The sequence below is a fragment of the Pseudomonas sp. AK106 genome, assembly GCF_053903055.1.
Genome location: NZ_CP096426.1, coordinates 1,131,103 through 1,145,622 on the forward strand (window position 1 = coordinate 1,131,103; position 14,520 = coordinate 1,145,622).

13 protein-coding genes are annotated in these 14,520 nt (G+C 60.6%); 4 read left to right on the forward strand and 9 right to left on the reverse strand.

Annotated elements, in window-relative coordinates; genetic code table 11:
- Window positions 1-8: 8 nt before the first annotated feature.
- The 4 genes from M1E04_RS05160 to M1E04_RS05175 are packed head-to-tail and all read right to left on the reverse strand — an operon-like array spanning window position 9 to window position 4,579.
- Entirely contained in the window at window positions 9-1,235 is a 1,227-nt protein-coding gene (locus tag M1E04_RS05160) for a DUF4350 domain-containing protein (protein WP_192132813.1), read from the reverse strand.
- Window positions 1,232-2,878, reverse strand: a complete 1,647-nt coding sequence (locus tag M1E04_RS05165) for a DUF4129 domain-containing protein (protein WP_456292504.1) — start codon at window positions 2,876-2,878, stop codon at window positions 1,232-1,234. The genes M1E04_RS05160 and M1E04_RS05165 overlap by 4 nt, the downstream gene beginning before the upstream one ends.
- The gene (locus tag M1E04_RS05170) at window positions 2,865-3,845 is read right to left on the reverse strand and encodes a stage II sporulation protein M (protein WP_296307912.1); all 981 of its coding nucleotides are present in this window, start codon (window positions 3,843-3,845) and stop codon (window positions 2,865-2,867) included. Before M1E04_RS05170 ends, M1E04_RS05165 begins: the two co-directional genes overlap by 14 nt.
- A complete protein-coding gene (locus tag M1E04_RS05175) occupies window positions 3,842-4,579 on the reverse strand; it encodes an RDD family protein (RefSeq protein WP_456292505.1) in 738 nt (245 codons plus the stop codon). Before M1E04_RS05175 ends, M1E04_RS05170 begins: the two co-directional genes overlap by 4 nt.
- Before the next feature lie 235 nt (window positions 4,580-4,814).
- Between M1E04_RS05175 and sbcB the strand changes: the two genes are divergently transcribed.
- The gene (gene sbcB, locus M1E04_RS05180) at window positions 4,815-6,245 is read left to right on the forward strand and encodes an exodeoxyribonuclease I (RefSeq protein WP_456292506.1); all 1,431 of its coding nucleotides are present in this window, start codon (window positions 4,815-4,817) and stop codon (window positions 6,243-6,245) included.
- 101 nt (window positions 6,246-6,346) lie between these two features.
- Here the strand turns inward: sbcB and mvaT are convergent, their stop codons facing one another.
- Window positions 6,347-6,724 (reverse strand): histone-like nucleoid-structuring protein MvaT, encoded by a 378-nt coding sequence (gene mvaT, locus M1E04_RS05185; RefSeq protein WP_065992265.1) that lies wholly within the window; start codon window positions 6,722-6,724, stop codon window positions 6,347-6,349.
- Between the two features lie 346 nt (window positions 6,725-7,070).
- Between mvaT and purU the strand changes: the two genes are divergently transcribed.
- Together purU and M1E04_RS05195 are read left to right on the forward strand one after the other, a co-directional pair.
- Window positions 7,071-7,922 carry a formyltetrahydrofolate deformylase gene (gene purU / locus M1E04_RS05190; protein WP_192132822.1) on the forward strand — a complete coding sequence of 284 codons (852 nt, stop codon included), beginning with the start codon at window positions 7,071-7,073 and terminating at the stop codon, window positions 7,920-7,922.
- Window positions 7,923-8,026: 104 nt separating this feature from the next.
- Complete coding sequence (locus M1E04_RS05195; RefSeq protein WP_192132823.1) at window positions 8,027-8,215, forward strand: hypothetical protein; 189 nt, start codon at window positions 8,027-8,029, stop codon at window positions 8,213-8,215.
- Here M1E04_RS05195 and M1E04_RS05200 read toward each other — a convergent pair.
- From M1E04_RS05200 to M1E04_RS05210, 3 genes are read right to left on the reverse strand one after another with little or no spacing between them, the layout of a single operon-like run.
- Window positions 8,192-9,127, reverse strand: coding sequence for a lysylphosphatidylglycerol synthase transmembrane domain-containing protein (locus M1E04_RS05200; protein WP_065993177.1), 936 nt, complete (start codon window positions 9,125-9,127; stop codon window positions 8,192-8,194). The two genes, M1E04_RS05195 and M1E04_RS05200, sit on opposite strands and share 24 nt — an antisense overlap.
- A 56-nt stretch (window positions 9,128-9,183) precedes the next feature.
- Window positions 9,184-9,963: a DUF2334 domain-containing protein gene (locus M1E04_RS05205; RefSeq protein ID WP_456292507.1), complete on the reverse strand. Its 780-nt coding sequence runs from the start codon at window positions 9,961-9,963 to the stop codon at window positions 9,184-9,186.
- Window positions 9,956-11,068: a glycosyltransferase family 4 protein gene (locus tag M1E04_RS05210; protein WP_456292508.1), complete on the reverse strand. Its 1,113-nt coding sequence runs from the start codon at window positions 11,066-11,068 to the stop codon at window positions 9,956-9,958. The genes M1E04_RS05205 and M1E04_RS05210 overlap by 8 nt, the downstream gene beginning before the upstream one ends.
- A gap of 225 nt (window positions 11,069-11,293) precedes the next feature.
- On the opposite strand from M1E04_RS05210, the gene M1E04_RS05215 reads away from it, so the two are divergent.
- Window positions 11,294-12,784: a helicase HerA-like domain-containing protein gene (locus tag M1E04_RS05215; RefSeq protein WP_192132825.1), complete on the forward strand. Its 1,491-nt coding sequence runs from the start codon at window positions 11,294-11,296 to the stop codon at window positions 12,782-12,784.
- Window positions 12,785-12,888: 104 nt separating this feature from the next.
- On the opposite strand, the gene M1E04_RS05220 is transcribed toward M1E04_RS05215, so the two are convergent.
- On the reverse strand, window positions 12,889-14,361 hold the full coding sequence (locus M1E04_RS05220; RefSeq protein ID WP_065992277.1) for an inorganic phosphate transporter: 1,473 nt from the start codon (window positions 14,359-14,361) through the stop codon (window positions 12,889-12,891).
- Window positions 14,362-14,520: the final 159 nt, after the last annotated feature.

Genomic DNA, 14,520 nt, shown 5'->3' on the forward strand with positions numbered 1-14,520 from the left:
TTTGCCTTCTACCCGCTCAAGGCATTCCTGATGGTTTGCAGGTACGCAACCTGACGGGTGAATTCGCTGCTGGACAGGCGCTGCTCTGGCCGCGGACGCAATGCCTGGCCGATGCTGCTGGTGGACTGACGTGTCATGCGCGCCAGCGTTTGCCATTGTTCGGTGACGGCCAGGGTTTCAAAACCGGGATGCCGTTGCCGGGCGCGGCGCAGGATGTCTTGCTGCAAGGCGCGCAACGCGGCGTGCTGGCCTTCGCGGCGGAGCATGAAGTCGGCGCTCGCCCGCAGGTGCTCGCTGAGCTGACGGCGACCACGGGACAGGACTGGCAGCATCGGGCCATGGCGCATGGCTGCATGCCAAAGCGTTGCGATGAGGCACAGCGTCAACGCGAGGAGGGCTTGTGGGAAGTATTTCCAGAGCAGGCCGAACAGGTTGTCGTGTTCAGTGCGCAGCACCATCGTGACAGTGCTGTCCTGGCTCAGGTACCAGAGCAGCCAGGCATTATCGTATTCGCCGATGGCGTGGGTTTTCCAGAGGTCGGCGTCGGTGACGACGGTGATCAATCCGGAGCCGTACACCATTTGCAGCAGGTGCGTGGCGTCAGCGCTGTTGGCCCATGACTGCGCATGATCCTCGGGGTCATCCAGGTGGAAGGCCGGGTCGAAGCTCATGTAGGCCGGATCGTTTTCATTTTGCAGGAATAGCCGGGTCAACTCGGGCCACGGCGTTTCGGAGCCTTGAATGTCCGGAGTGCTCAGCGGGATGACCGGCTTGAGCTGTTCGCGCTGACGTTCGCGGTCCTGCTCTTGCAGATCCAGGGTGAGAAATTGATGAATCTGCAATTGATCCAGCAACAGGTCGCCGCTGCTCCCCTTGGTCGGGTCCCACAGTTGTTCCGCAACAAACAGAAGCCGGCCTCCCGAACGGGTCCAGGCCAGCAAGCGCTGGACCTCGGACGGCGTCATCTTGTCGCGAAAATCCAGCAGCATGAGCGTCTGCGGCTGGTCCTGGATATCCGGGAGAGTGGCGAGGGTTTCGACCGTCTTCACCACAATGTTCCGCTGACGCAGGAACGTCTGAGCGGCGAGGTAAGGGTTGGCCAGCGCCTCGGGAGAAGGGCCCTGATCGACGGTTTCCTGGTAACGCTCGAGCCGCTTCAGTACGGGCACACTGGCGATGACGATGCTTGCCAGCATCAGTGTGGCGACCAGCCCGATGATCCAGCGCCGGCTCATGCCCCTGCCCCTTGCGCGAACAACTTCCGCCAGTCTGCACACAACGTCTGCCGTGCCTGATCCGGCGGCATCTGGTGCCCGTACGCGAGATTCTGCCAGTGCCGAGTCAGCTCATGGCTGAAGTCATCGAGGGAGGGCTGCTTGAGCTCGGCGATCCGCGCCAGTATCTGGCCCTCGGTGTCTGCGCTTCTCAGCGGCAGCTGGTAATCCGTCAACAGGCGGCTCAGCAGTGCGCGGTAAAGCAGGCTCAACGCCTCGCGTGGTGACTGCTGCCACAGCCTCTCCGCTGCACCGGCGACATCCGTCGGCAGGCTTTCAGCCCGAACCTGCAGGCCAAAGAGTTGCTGAGGGAGGTCTTGTGGTGCAATTGCCTTGGGCGTGCGTTTACCAACGAAGGTGGCGACCCAGGCCCGATAGCGCCAGATCACCCACGCGACCGTCAGGCCGACGAGCGTCCATAACAGTGCCCCGAATAGCGTTGATAAGGTTTTGCCCACGTTGAGCAGGCCGACGACCAGCCGCGCCAGCCAGGTCAGTGTCTTGGCTGACCTGGCATCATGGCTGGCATCCTGTTTTGGCTGGGCGATGCGCCAGCCGGACACTGGTTTGGGATTTTTAAACGGCGGTTGCTCAAGCACTGAATGGATGGCGTTCTGTGACGCCTGGCTGGTCAGCGGTTGATTAAGCAGGCGAGGTGAATCGGGCGAGGCCACGTTCTCGTCCGTCTGCGGGTTGTCCAGCGGCGGCAACGGGCAGCTATTGCCCGATTCGCTGGGGATTTCGTCCGCCATTGACGGGTCTGTCATCGACGGGTTTAGCGCCGACTCTGCCAGGGCGGAAGACGGCAGCAACGTCAGTGCAAGGCACCCGGCCAGTAGCAACGCCAGTGCGCTGCCCATAACCCGCTGACGCAGCTTGCGGAAACCCAGTTCGATGTCCCACGCCTCCAACGCGGTTCGGCGATTGAGGTACAGCGCGAACCCGCACGACACATACACCGGCCCCCAGACGATAAGGACCAAGGCATAAAACCCGTTGGTCAGATGCTCCAGCCAGTTCCACTCACCCTCGATGTCCAGCAAGCTGCGCCACGACCAGTCGGCTTCGATCTGCGGCGGAATCATGGCATAGAACAGCACCATCAGGCCGATCCAGAAAGTCAGTTCAAGGGTGCTGCCCAGCGCGGTCAGAAGACGCGCCGCCCGGGAATCCTTCTGTCCAAGCACGGCAATCCGCTGCGCACGCGGCAACCCGTCGAGTCCTTCGAGTTGCTGCACCGGCTGATAAAAGCTGCGGCTGAGGCTCAGACGGCGCCACGTCAGGCTCGCTATCAACTGCGGTTTGAGTGCGGACGGGAAGCTTTTCAGCGCCTGCCTGAGCGAAGGTCCCGGGCTGAAGAGCGCCTGGGACAGAATCAGCAGCGGGAGCCGTTCGTAGGCCGGCTTCAGCCACCAGAACACGAGCACTGCCACCGACGGGTAATCCCACAGCAGCAGGGTAATCATTGCGAAGACCGGCAAGGTGACGATGGCCCAGCTGGTCATCAGCAAGCCGCGGTGCCGTTGGGCCAGAAGAACGCCCAGGTCGATGGCCTCCCAGGGCGTACGTGGGCGTATGACAACGCTGGCGTCAGTCAGGCGCATGGGGCGTGCGTCCGGCAAGCGTCAGGTAGGCGCCGACGAGCAGCCACAAAGAAGCGCCCACCCCATATTTGGCCGTCGCTGGTGGCCAGCTCATCGACGACCAGTACGCCTCAATGAATGCGGCGATGAGCAGGAACATCATGACCCCGCCGATCAGTCGTACGCTGGTCCGCGCAGCGCCTTGGAGCGCCTCGCTCCGGCGCAGTTGACCAGGCGCCACCAGCGCCCATCCGAGTTTGAGCCCCGCCGCACCCGCCAGCATGATGCCGGTCAGCTCGAAGGCGCTGTGTCCGACCACGAACGGCCAGAAAGTTGCCCCCATGCCAGCGTCGGTGAGATGGCCTGCAACCGCGCCAATCATCAGCCCGTTGAAAAACAGAAAAAACAGACTGCCGACGCCGAAGAGCAGGCCGCTGGCGAAGGTCTGGAAAGCAATGCCGACGTTGTGCATGACGTAGTAACCGAACATTAGCCAGTCAGTGCTCGATGCGCGCTCGGCCGTCTGCCCGATGCGCCGCGCGGCAGGCTCGTACATCGCGTGCATCTCGGCGACATCGGCCGGGCTGACGACGCTGTAGACCAGATCCGGATAGCCGTAGACCAGCAGCGCCATGAGCGTCAGACTGCCAAAAAACAGCAGGCCGGCGAGGGCAACCCATCGCCATTCAGCACGCACCAGCCGCGGAAAGTCCGCCAGCACGAAGCTCAGCAACTGCGCAGTGAACTGGCTTCGGTGGCGATACAACTGTTGGTGGCCGCGCATTGCAAGCTGTTGCAGTTGCTCGACCAGATAACTGGCGTACCCACGGTCAATCGCCAGCGCAAGGTGTTGGCAGATCTGACGGTATTCGCGGCTGAAGCCAGCACCGGATTCGCTTTTACGTCGACTCCCTTCCAGCGCCTCAAGACGCGTTGCAAAACGCTGCCAGTCGTCTGCATGGCGTTGTTCGAACAGGCTCTGCTTCATGACGAACCGGCCAGGCTGCGGGCGATGCCGTGTAGTTGCTGGACCGGATAGTACGGATCTGGCGAGGTAGCCAGCTGCAACGGCTGCGTGACGATGGCGGCGAGCTCCTGAGCCCTCGCCGGGGAAAGAGTGTCGTGGCGCTCGGCGAAGGCTTGAATGGCGCGCTGCTCCTCCAGCAAGAGGAGCAGCGGTGGGCTCACCGCAGTGGCTTCGGCCAGTGGCGACCGCTGCGGGGGTAAATCCCGATAGATGACCAGCGTGCCGGCCGCCAGATCCCCCAGGCGTTTGAACAGCGGGTGCTGCAAACAGGTGAACCCGCCAACGCAGTAGCCGAAGGGCAGCATGTCGACGAAACGCAGCAGGTTGCGCAGCACTGAGGCCGACCAGCCAATCGGCGTGCCGTCATCATGAATGACCCGCAGTCCCATGATCTGTTTCCCCGGCGTGCGCCCCTGGTGCAGCACCTCGAAGAGCACCATATAGCCCCAGGTTCCGAGAAACAGCGCGAGCATGAACAGTCCGGTGCCGAAGTCGCCCAGCGTTCCCAGCACAAAAAACAGGGCAGCCAGCAATACGCCGCGAATCATCAGGTCGATGCCGAACGCAACGGAGCGGGGCAGTAAACCGGCGGGGCGCAGGATGAGGTCTATGCCCTCGGGCGTTTCCATGCGAACACGGGTGTCCAGCAGGACAAGCGGCGCAGCAATTCCTGGCTCTGCATGGGAAAGGGACATAAAGAAAGGTACGCCGGTGAAAGAGGTTTGATGCTAGCCACGCCGGAGCGGCTAAGCAACCGGATGATTCTGGACACAGTGTGGGAAGGGTCCTGTTACAACTTGCTCCCCACAGACAGCCGCCACTTTCGCACAAACTGTGTCGCAGTATCCCAAGCGGTGGTGTGCATCCGCTGGCGTCAGACGCCCAAAGGCATCTGATAAACTCGCCCGGTCTTTTGCTCAGGATCAGCCCGTGACTTCCAGCATCTTCTGGTACGACTACGAAACCACCGGGATCAATCCACGCAACGACCGGCCGCTGCAAGTGGCGGGCATTCGTACGGACGATCAGCTCAACGAGATCGGCGAACCGATCAACCTCTATTGCCAGCCTGGCGATGACATCCTGCCCCATCCGGCCGCGTGTCTGGTGACGGGCATTACGCCTGACCGGCTTGCGGAAAAGGGCCTGTGTGAGGCGGATTTCATGACGCGATTGCACGCAGAGATGTCACTCCCTGGCACCTGCAGCGCGGGTTACAACACGTTGCGATTTGACGATGAGATGACCCGCTACAGCCTTTACCGAAACTTCTTCGATCCTTACGCCCGCGAGTGGCAGAGCGGTAACAGCCGCTGGGATCTGATCGACGTGGTCCGCACGGCTTACGCATTGCGCCCCGAAGGCATTGTCTGGCCGGAAGAAGAGGGCCGGGTCACGCTGAAACTCGAGCGGCTCACGGCGGCCAACGGGATCGACCATGGTCAGGCCCACGACGCGCTCTCCGACGTCCGCGCGACCATCGCACTGGCGCGCCTGGTTCGCGAAAAACAACCCAAACTTTACGATTATCTTTTTGAGTTGCGCTTCAAGCACAAGGTGCAGGATCAGATTCGGTTGATGCAGCCGCTTGTGCATATATCGGGTCGGTTTTCCGCGGCGCGAAGTTATGTGAGCGTTGTACTCCCGCTGGCCTGGCATCCGGTCAATCGAAATGCATTGATTGTCTGTGACCTGTTCCATGACCACAGCCCGCTGCTGGACGAAGATGGCGAGACCTTGCGTCAGCGTCTATATACCCGTCGCGAAGATCTGCTCGAAGGCCAGTTACCGGTCCCGCTCAAATTGCTGCATGTAAATAAATGCCCGGTCATTGCCCCGCTGAGCGTGCTTCGTGAGGAGGACCGTCAGCGTCTGCAATTGGACATGAGTGTCTATAAAACGCGCGTCGCCGCATTGAATGAAGGGCAGACGATCTGGCAGGACAAGTTGAAAAGCGTGTACGCCAACGACAACTTCGCTGCCAGTGAAGATCCGGAACAGCAGTTATACGACGGCTTCATCAATGACCGGGACCGTCGTCTCTGCGAGCAGGTGCGAACTGCCGAGCCGCAGCAACTGGCTACCGATGTCTGGCCGTTCGATGATCATCGACTGCCCGAGTTGTTATTCCGCTATCGCGCCCGCAACTTTGCTGAAACCCTGAGCGTTGCAGAGCAACAGCGCTGGCTGGCGTTTTGTCAGTTGCGCCTGAGCGATCCTCAGGCCGGCGCGCCGAATACGCTCAAGGCATTCAGCCGTGCGCTGATCGAGCTCTCACTGAAGGCCACGCCCGAGCAACTCAAGGTGCTCGCTCAATGGCAGGAATACTCTCTGATGTTGAAACAGCGTCTGGCGCTTTAAGCCAGGCTGGATTAATGGCAGGCAATAAAAAACGCCAGCATCAGTTGGCGTTTTTTTGGGGTCGGACGTTTCAGTGCGACGACTGACTCTACACCCGGGAATTAACCCAGCAGAGTTGCCCAGCCTTCAACCTCGTCGCCGCCCCACTTGGCTTTCCACTCTTTCAACGTCTTGTGGTTGCCGCCTTTGGTTTCGATGATTTCACCGTTGTGCGGGTTCTTGTATTGCTTGACCTTGCGAGCGCGCTTGGTGCCAACCGGCTTTACAGCAGCGCCACGTGGCGCCTTCATTTTGGACTCTGGATCCAACAGCGCGATGATGTCGCGCAGGGATTTCTGATATTCGCCCATCAACGTGCGCAGTTTGCCTTCGAACTCAAGTTCTTTCTGCAGTTTGTCGTCTTGTTGCAGATTTTGCAGGCGGGCTTGCAATTCTTTGATGGCTTCTTCTGTTGCGCGGTATTCGTTGATCAATGACATGGGGGTTACCTATGTTGTGATGGGCAAGATGCGATGGGCGCATAATAATCAGAGTGTTTGCGCAAGTAAACATTTAAGAAAAGTTTTATCCGTAGCATTTTGAAATAGCCGCAGACATACGCTCGATTTAGATACACATGTTGCGTTATAGAACGCCCCTCGTGGTGCAGTTCCAGCGAAGTATCTGGCGTCGAATTTCCGTCGCCGATGAACCGGTCTGGCACTTATGCATTAACCCCCGCAGGGTGCGCTTTTTTGCCGCCTGAAATGAGCGGCATACGGGTACTGCACAGTCCTCAGGTAATCGCTAGAATGGCGGCCTTTGCGAAGTTCTGGAGTTTTTCACATGCGCACTTTTCGTCTGGTGATTGCTTGCCCGGACCGTGTCGGTATCGTTGCCAAGGTCAGTAACTTTCTGGCCTCGCACAACGGCTGGATTACCGAAGCGAGTCATCACTCTGACAGTCTCAGCGGCTGGTTTTTCATGCGTCATGAAATCCGCGCCGATTCCCTGCCTTTCGAACTCGAAGGTTTCCGCCAAGCCTTTGCGCCTATCGCCGAAGAGTTTTCGATGGACTGGCGGATTACCGATTCCGCGCAGAAAAAACGCGTCGTGCTCATGGCAAGCCGGGAATCCCACTGCCTGGCCGACCTGTTGCACCGCTGGCACAGCGATGAATTGCACTGCGAAATCGCCTGCGTGATTTCCAACCACCAGGACCTGCGGAGCATGGTCGAGTGGCACAACATTCCTTATTACCATGTGCCGGTTGATCCGAAAGACAAAGAGCCGGCGTTCGCCGAAGTCTCGCGTCTGGTCAAACACCACGAAGCCGACGTTGTTGTGCTGGCGCGTTACATGCAGATTCTGCCGCCGCAACTGTGCCGGGAATACGCGCATCAGGTCATCAATATTCACCACAGCTTCCTGCCTTCGTTTGTCGGCGCCAAGCCGTATCACCAAGCGTCGCTGCGCGGCGTGAAACTGATCGGTGCTACTTGCCACTATGTGACTGAAGAGCTGGACGCCGGTCCGATCATCGAGCAGGACGTGGTGCGCGTAAGCCATCGCGACAGCATCGAGAACATGGTGCGTTTCGGTCGCGACGTGGAGAAAATGGTGCTCGCTCGCGGGCTGCGCGCGCACCTGGAAGACCGCGTGCTGGTGCATGACAACAAGACAGTGGTCTTTGATTAAGCAGTGTCTAAGCGGTTTGGGGAGCCCGCTGAAGTTTCAGCGGCTCACTTCACCATGATGGTGTGCGAACACTCAGGCTTCTGCGGCGAGACAGGCGGAACCACATGAGCGACCCCCTCGACAAAGCCACATCCAAAGCCCCGCCGACCCTTGGCGAGGGGTGCCTGAGCCGTTACGACGTCGACGCAATGTCGCCGGAAGACGGCACGGACTTCGAGGGGGCGCAAGCGTTATGGAAAGAACTGACGTCTGCCAAACAGCAAAACGAATCAGACAGTCTTGATCCGCAGTAGCTTGTTTAAAAGTGGGCGCCCGACCATCAACAGAAACACCGGACCGCCTGCGACCAGATAGAAGTAATAGGTGACGATCCGCCAGATAAGGATCGCCGCCGCTGCCGTCGACTTGCCCATCATCGGCGCCAACAAGGCCGCCGACGTCAACTCCGCAGCTCCCGCACCGCCCGGCGAGAGGCTGAACTGCCCGGCGCTCAGCGAGAGCATCTGCACCAGAAACGTCCACGCCCAGTCGATATTCACGCCCAACCCTTGCAACGCCAGATACAGCACGCTGTAACGCAGACTCCAGTGCACGCAGGTCAGCGCAAACACTTGCAGCAGTATGCGATGGGGCATCTTCCAGGTTTCCGCCAGCGCGTCGCGAAAATGCAACAGCTTGCGCGCCCAGCGAATACGCGTGGTGTTCTTGCGTTTCAGACGTTTGAGCACCCGACCGTTGAACAGAATGATGCGTCGGTGATACCGCGCGAAACCGGCGCAGGCGCAAAGCCCGGCGCCGATCAGCAGGGCGCTGGCAATGAGCATCCATTCAAGGTTTTCGCTGAGTTGGTGGAATACCGCGTAAATCAGGATGCCGATAAGTGCGAGCAGGAAAAACACCAGATCCATCAACTGGTCAGTGGCGAAAGCCGCTGTGCTCTTCGCCGGGCCGATGCCGCTGCGCGAGAGCAGTGCCACCAGCGTCAGAGGCGCGCCGCTGCCACCGGGTGTCGCGCAGTAGGCAAACTCGGTCGCCATGACCACGGCAAGGCTCTTGCGCATGCCGAGCCCAGTGGCGGCGTCGCCGAGTAACAGGCGCAGGCGCATGGTGTTCATGCACCAGCCCACCAATACCATGCCGAACATGCCGATCAGGAGCATTACCGGGAAATTGCGCAGGCGATGAAACATGTCCGCCCCGCCCATGAAAAACGGAATCAGCAGGGCGAGTATCAGTGCTGCTGCAAGCCAGCCAAGTCGCCTCACGCCGCAGACCTGGCGGCATTCAGGCCCTGTAGCCAGGCAAATTTGCTCGTCGGCGTGCGGCCGTCGTTCAGCAGGCGCTCCAGGGCTTGCAGCCAATAAAGACGGGAGAAGTCGTGGCGCATGTCCACAGGGTGCAGACCCAGACGAATAGTTGCGGCGTTGTGCAATTGAGCCTCACGGTGGTTGCTGACGATTTTTGATACGCCCCGGCGCCAGGCGCTGCGAGCGCTCCAGACGATGCCGGGTGCATCGATCTCGGAAAAGTCCGGCAGACGATACAAGTGTTGGGCATCACTTGTGTAGTCCAACGGCAATTTTCGCAGGGCATCGCGCGTGCCTTCGCTCATCAGCCAGGCCGGTGCAACGAACCCGTGAAGCGGCCAGTCGTTGCGCCGGAACACTTCCATGCCGGCTTCGAGTCGCTCCATCGCCTGCTGCTCGTTGAGGGTGTAAAACTCGCCTTCCCAGGTGTAAATGCGGCGCATGAAAAAGTCCTGCGGCGTGCGCGGGGCAGGGCTGTCGTCGCAATGGTAATAACCGTGCAGCGCCAGTTCATCGCCCCGTCCAAGACGGTCGTGCATCAACCGCTGGAAATCCGGGTTGGCATCGATCGGGCCGTGCTTGTGGAAGTCCGGCACCACCAGCCAGGTAATGGGCACGTTTCCCAGCGCATCGACGGCTTCCACAAACGGGCGATAATCCGGCCAGGTCTGGGGTGCCACGTCGTGAAGGACCAGCATGACGCTGCGTGGCGTGTTCGCCATGTGATCAGCCATGGGCATACCCCGGCTGGTGGGCGCCGAGCACTGCGTGGTAATGGCCGAGCAAGCCGGCGACGACAGTGTCCCACGCGTAGTGCCCCTCGACATGACGCCGCGCATTCGCGCCTCGGCGTGCTGCATTTTCGGCAAACAACTGACGCACGGCGGCCGCCATGGCCAGCGGGTGATTGGGTTCGCACAGCAGGCCGCAGTGCTCTGGGATGATTTCGCCGAACGCGCCGGCATCCACGGCGACCACCGGGATCCCGCTGGCCATGGCTTCGATCACCACCAGGCCGAAGGTCTCTTGATCCCCGGCATGCACCAGCGCATCAGCGCTTGCCAGCAGACGCGAGACCTCGGCGGCAGGGCGGAATTTATCCACAACCGTCACGTTTGTCGGCACGCTGGTTGGCATATGGGAGCCCACCAGCAACAGGTGATAACTCGCGCCCAGCGCCTTCATGCAATCGAGGAGAACGGTCAGGTTTTTCTCTTTCGACCCACGGCCGGCGAAGATAAGCAGGTGTGTGTCTTCTGTCAGGCCCAGTTCGGCCTTGAGGCCCGAATCTCGGCGAGAGGGATGAAAGGTCTGCAGATCAACCCCCAACGGCTGCACATGAACGTTCTTCACGCCCAAGCGGGTCAGCTTCTCCGCCATCGCGGCGCTCGGCGCCAGCACCCGGTCAAAGTTGCCGTAGAGCTTGCTCACGTAATTCTCGACGTTGGCGCCCAGCCAGGTGCCGATGCGGTTGCTCACCAGCAGCGGCAAATCGGAGTGGTAGAAGCCAATTACCGGCACGTCCAGTTGGCGCCGGGCATCCAGTGCCGCCCAGGCCGTCAGGTAAGGATCGCCGACTTCAATGAGGTCTGGCCGCAGGCTTCGCAGGGCATCTCGCCAGGGACCGACGCGCAGCGGGAACCGATAGCCGTTGCCAAAAGGCACGGGCGGCGCCGGCACCCGGTACACGCCGTCCTCATGACTGCTTTGCGGCCCGGGAATCAGCAGGCTGTGGCGCACGCCCGGGTAAAGCGCGAGGCGACGGTGTTTAGCGTCCAGATACGTGCGCACGCCACCGCTGGCAGGGGCGTAGAACATGGTCATGTCAGCGATATGCACAGGATGTCTCCGTCCATTGATCGGTCCTTCTGGTTGACCGTCCACACATACAGATGTTCGGTTGCAGAACGTCGCACCCATGCCTGAGCCTAGGCCAATGGACGAGCGTTACGCCGCTTGCGCTAGAGTAGGGAGGTGGCCTGAGGGCTGATCAGAGGCGCCGGTCCAGTCGGGCTGTCGCCGCAGTCCCCTCGGGAATATCAAATGCGACGCTTGGGTGAACGAATGCCTGACTCACAACAGATTTTTATTGGCGCTGACCTGACGGGCCAGCCGGTCGGGCAGGCGATGCGTCTGGCCAATCGTCACGGATTGGTGGCCGGCGCGACCGGTACCGGGAAAACCGTCACCTTGCAGCGTCTGGCGGAGGTGTTCAGCGATGCTGGCGTGGCGGTGTTCGCGGCGGACATCAAGGGTGATCTCTGCGGGCTCGGTGCTGCGGGTGAGCCCCAAGGCAAGATCGCCGAGCGCATCGCCGGCATGCCCTGGTTGCACCATAAACCTCAGGGTTATCCGGTGACGCTGTGGGATGTGCACGGTGAAACGGGCCATCCGTTGCGCACGACCCTGTCGGAAATGGGGCCGCTGCTGCTGGGAAGTTTGCTGGAATTGACGGACAGCCAGCAGTCGGCGCTCTACGCCGCATTCAAGGTGGCGGATCGGGAAGGTCTGTTGTTGCTGGACATCAAGGACCTCAAAGCGCTGCTCAACCATCTGCGTGACAACCCCGACGTGCTCGGGGATGACAGCGCCTTGATGACCACAGGCTCGAGCCAGGCGCTGTTACGTCGGCTGGCGGTCCTTGAGCAGCAGGGCGCGGAGGCGCTGTTTGGCGAGCCGGCGCTGCAGCTGGAAGACCTTCTGCAGCCCGCAAGCGACGGCCGCGGGCAAATTCATCTGCTTGATGCCAGCCGGCTGGTGCACGAGTCGCCGAAGGTCTATGCCACCTTCCTGCTGTGGCTGCTGGCGGAGCTGTTCGAGCAGTTGCCCGAGCGCGGCGATGCCGATAAGCCATTGCTGGCGCTGTTCTTCGACGAGGCGCATTTGCTGTTTGCGGATACGCCGAAAGCGCTGCAGGAGCGGCTGGAACAAGTGGTGCGGCTGATTCGCTCGAAAGGCGTTGGCGTGTATTTCGTCACTCAGTCGCCGGGGGATCTGCCGGACTCCATTCTGGCGCAGCTCGGTTTGCGCATTCAGCACGGCCTGCGCGCGTTCACCAGCAAGGAGCAACGATCGCTGAAAGCCGTTGCGGACGGTTTTCGCCCCAATCCCGGGTTTGATGCGCTCTCGGTGCTGACGGAGTTGGGCATCGGCGAGGCGCTGGTGGGCACGCTGCAGGAAAAGGGCACGCCCGAGATCGTCCAGCGTGTGCTGGTCGCGCCGCCGCAATCTCGGATTGGGCCGTTGACCCAGGCCGAACGCGCCGCGCTGATCGCCCGGTCGCCACTGGCCGGTCGCTACGACAAACCCGTGGATCGCGAATCGGCGTATGAAATGCTGCTGGCGCGCAAAGGTGCATCGGTAGATCCCGCACACAAACCTGCCGCTGAAGAAAAGTCAGAAGGCGGCTTTGCCGACATGGCCGGTGGATTTCTGGGCGGGCTGGCGGGGCAGGCGGTCAAAAGTGCGATGCGCCAGGCCGCCACCCAGATCGGTCGCGAACTGGTGCGGGGATTGATGGGTTCTTTGCTCGGCGGTAGCAAAAAACGCCGCTAGGCCTTCGCGCGCCGGCTCATTCCGATGAATGCGCCTATGATCCAGCGCCCACAAAAAAGCCCATTCAATGAATGGGCTTTTTCAGAACGGCCGGTGCAGTCAGGTCAGGCCAGCGCTTTGGACGCCAGCCAGAACAAGCCTGCCGACAGCGCGACAGTGGCGGGCAGCGTCAACACCCATGCCAGCAGTATGTTGCGAACTGTCCCGCCCTGCAGGCCGCTCTTGTTCGCCACCATGGTCCCGGCAACGCCGGACGACAGGATGTGAGTCGTTGAAACCGGCAGGCTGAACACGTTGGCCAGCGCGATGGCGCTCGCGGTGGTGATCTGTGCAGACATGCCCTGAGCGTAGGTCATGCCTTGCTTGCCGATCTTCTCGCCGATGGTCAGCACGACGCGTTTCCAGCCGACCATGGTGCCGATGCCCAGCGCCAATGCAACGGCGAAGATGACCCAGAACGGCGCGTATTCAGTGGTCGCGGTCAGGTCCTTGCGCAGTTTCTCCAGATCCGATTTTTCACGGGCATCCAGGGCCGGCAGCTTGCCGACTTTGCGTGCCGTGTCGTCCAGGCACAGTAAGTAGCGACGCACTTCGATGCGACGCTCCGGTGCGAGGCTGTGGTAGTCGTTGACGCCCTTGAGGTTGCTCAACAGCGCATCAATGGTCGGCTCGGTTTGCTCAGGGTTGCAGCTGAAACGCTCGGGCAGGTCGCCGGCCGCCGATTTGCCCAATGCCAGGTACTCGCCCAGCGTCGCGTTATTGCGCTGGTAAAACTGGCTCAGGTGCTGGGTCGCGTCGCGGGTGCGTTCGATCTGGTAGGTCGTGGTGCTGAGGTCGAGCACGAACTGCGCCGGGACGATACCGATCAGCACCAGCATGATCAGGCCGATGCCTTTCTGACCATCGTTGGAGCCGTGAACAAAGCTCACCGCCATCGCCGAAATCACCAGAACCAGGCGATTCCAGAAAGGAGGATGCTTTTTGTCGTCGAGCTTGCGGCGCTGTTCCGGGGTCTTGTGCATTTTGGACAGGGGACGCCAGGCCTTGAGCCCCAGCAGTACCAGACCTGCCACGATGAAGCCGGCCAATGGCGAGAACACCAGCGAAGCGCCGATATCGATCGCTTTTTGCCAGTTAACGCCTTCGCCCAGCGGAATGTTATTGATCAGCGCATTGGCCAGGCCTACACCCAGAATCGACCCGATCAGCGTGTGGGAGCTGGATGCCGGGATACCAAAATACCAGGTGCCGAGGTTCCAGGTAATGGCCGCCGCCAGCAGCGAAAACACCATGGCCAGACCGTGACCGGTGTTGACGTTGATCAACAACTCGACCGGCAGCAGATGGACGATGGCATACGCCACGCCGACGCCACCCAGGAGCACCCCGAGAAAATTGAACACACCCGAGAAAAATACCGCCAGATGAGGCGGCATGGCCTTGGTGTAAATGACTGTCGCCACCGCGTTGGCGGTGTCATGAAAGCCGTTGATGAACTCGAAGGTGAGGACAAACGCCAGGGCGAGCAACAAGCTCACAATCACCCAAGCATCCAGTCCGCTGAATAAATCGATCATGGAAGGTTTTCTGACCCGGTCTTAAGGGGGCGGGATTATGACAGAAAAAAAACTGCGCGATAGGCGCGCTGCTCATTGGTAGCAGCCTGCGACGAAATTTCTGTCCTGCCAGCCCGTTGACTTCCTGTCGTGAAGGAGCGTGCGAAGCATCCCTGAACC

Bases quoted from the DNA above. Each gene is read 5' to 3' on its own strand.
- M1E04_RS05160 (WP_192132813.1), bottom strand. From the start codon at position 1,235: ATGAGCCGGCGCTGGATCATCGGGCTGGTCGCCACACTGATGCTGGCA.
- M1E04_RS05220 (WP_065992277.1), bottom strand. From the start codon at position 14,361: ATGATCGATTTATTCAGCGGACTGGATGCTTGGGTGATTGTGAGCTTG.
- M1E04_RS05165 (WP_456292504.1), bottom strand. From the start codon at position 2,878: ATGCGCCTGACTGACGCCAGCGTTGTCATACGCCCACGTACGCCCTGG.
- mvaT (WP_065992265.1), bottom strand. From the start codon at position 6,724: ATGTCATTGATCAACGAATACCGCGCAACAGAAGAAGCCATCAAAGAA.
- M1E04_RS05195 (WP_192132823.1), top strand. From the start codon at position 8,027: ATGAGCGACCCCCTCGACAAAGCCACATCCAAAGCCCCGCCGACCCTT.
- M1E04_RS05200 (WP_065993177.1), bottom strand. From the start codon at position 9,127: ATGGGCGGGGCGGACATGTTTCATCGCCTGCGCAATTTCCCGGTAATG.
- M1E04_RS05175 (WP_456292505.1), bottom strand. From the start codon at position 4,579: ATGTCCCTTTCCCATGCAGAGCCAGGAATTGCTGCGCCGCTTGTCCTG.
- M1E04_RS05170 (WP_296307912.1), bottom strand. From the start codon at position 3,845: ATGAAGCAGAGCCTGTTCGAACAACGCCATGCAGACGACTGGCAGCGT.
- M1E04_RS05215 (WP_192132825.1), top strand. From the start codon at position 11,294: ATGCCTGACTCACAACAGATTTTTATTGGCGCTGACCTGACGGGCCAG.
- M1E04_RS05205 (WP_456292507.1), bottom strand. From the start codon at position 9,963: ATGGCTGATCACATGGCGAACACGCCACGCAGCGTCATGCTGGTCCTT.
- purU (WP_192132822.1), top strand. From the start codon at position 7,071: ATGCGCACTTTTCGTCTGGTGATTGCTTGCCCGGACCGTGTCGGTATC.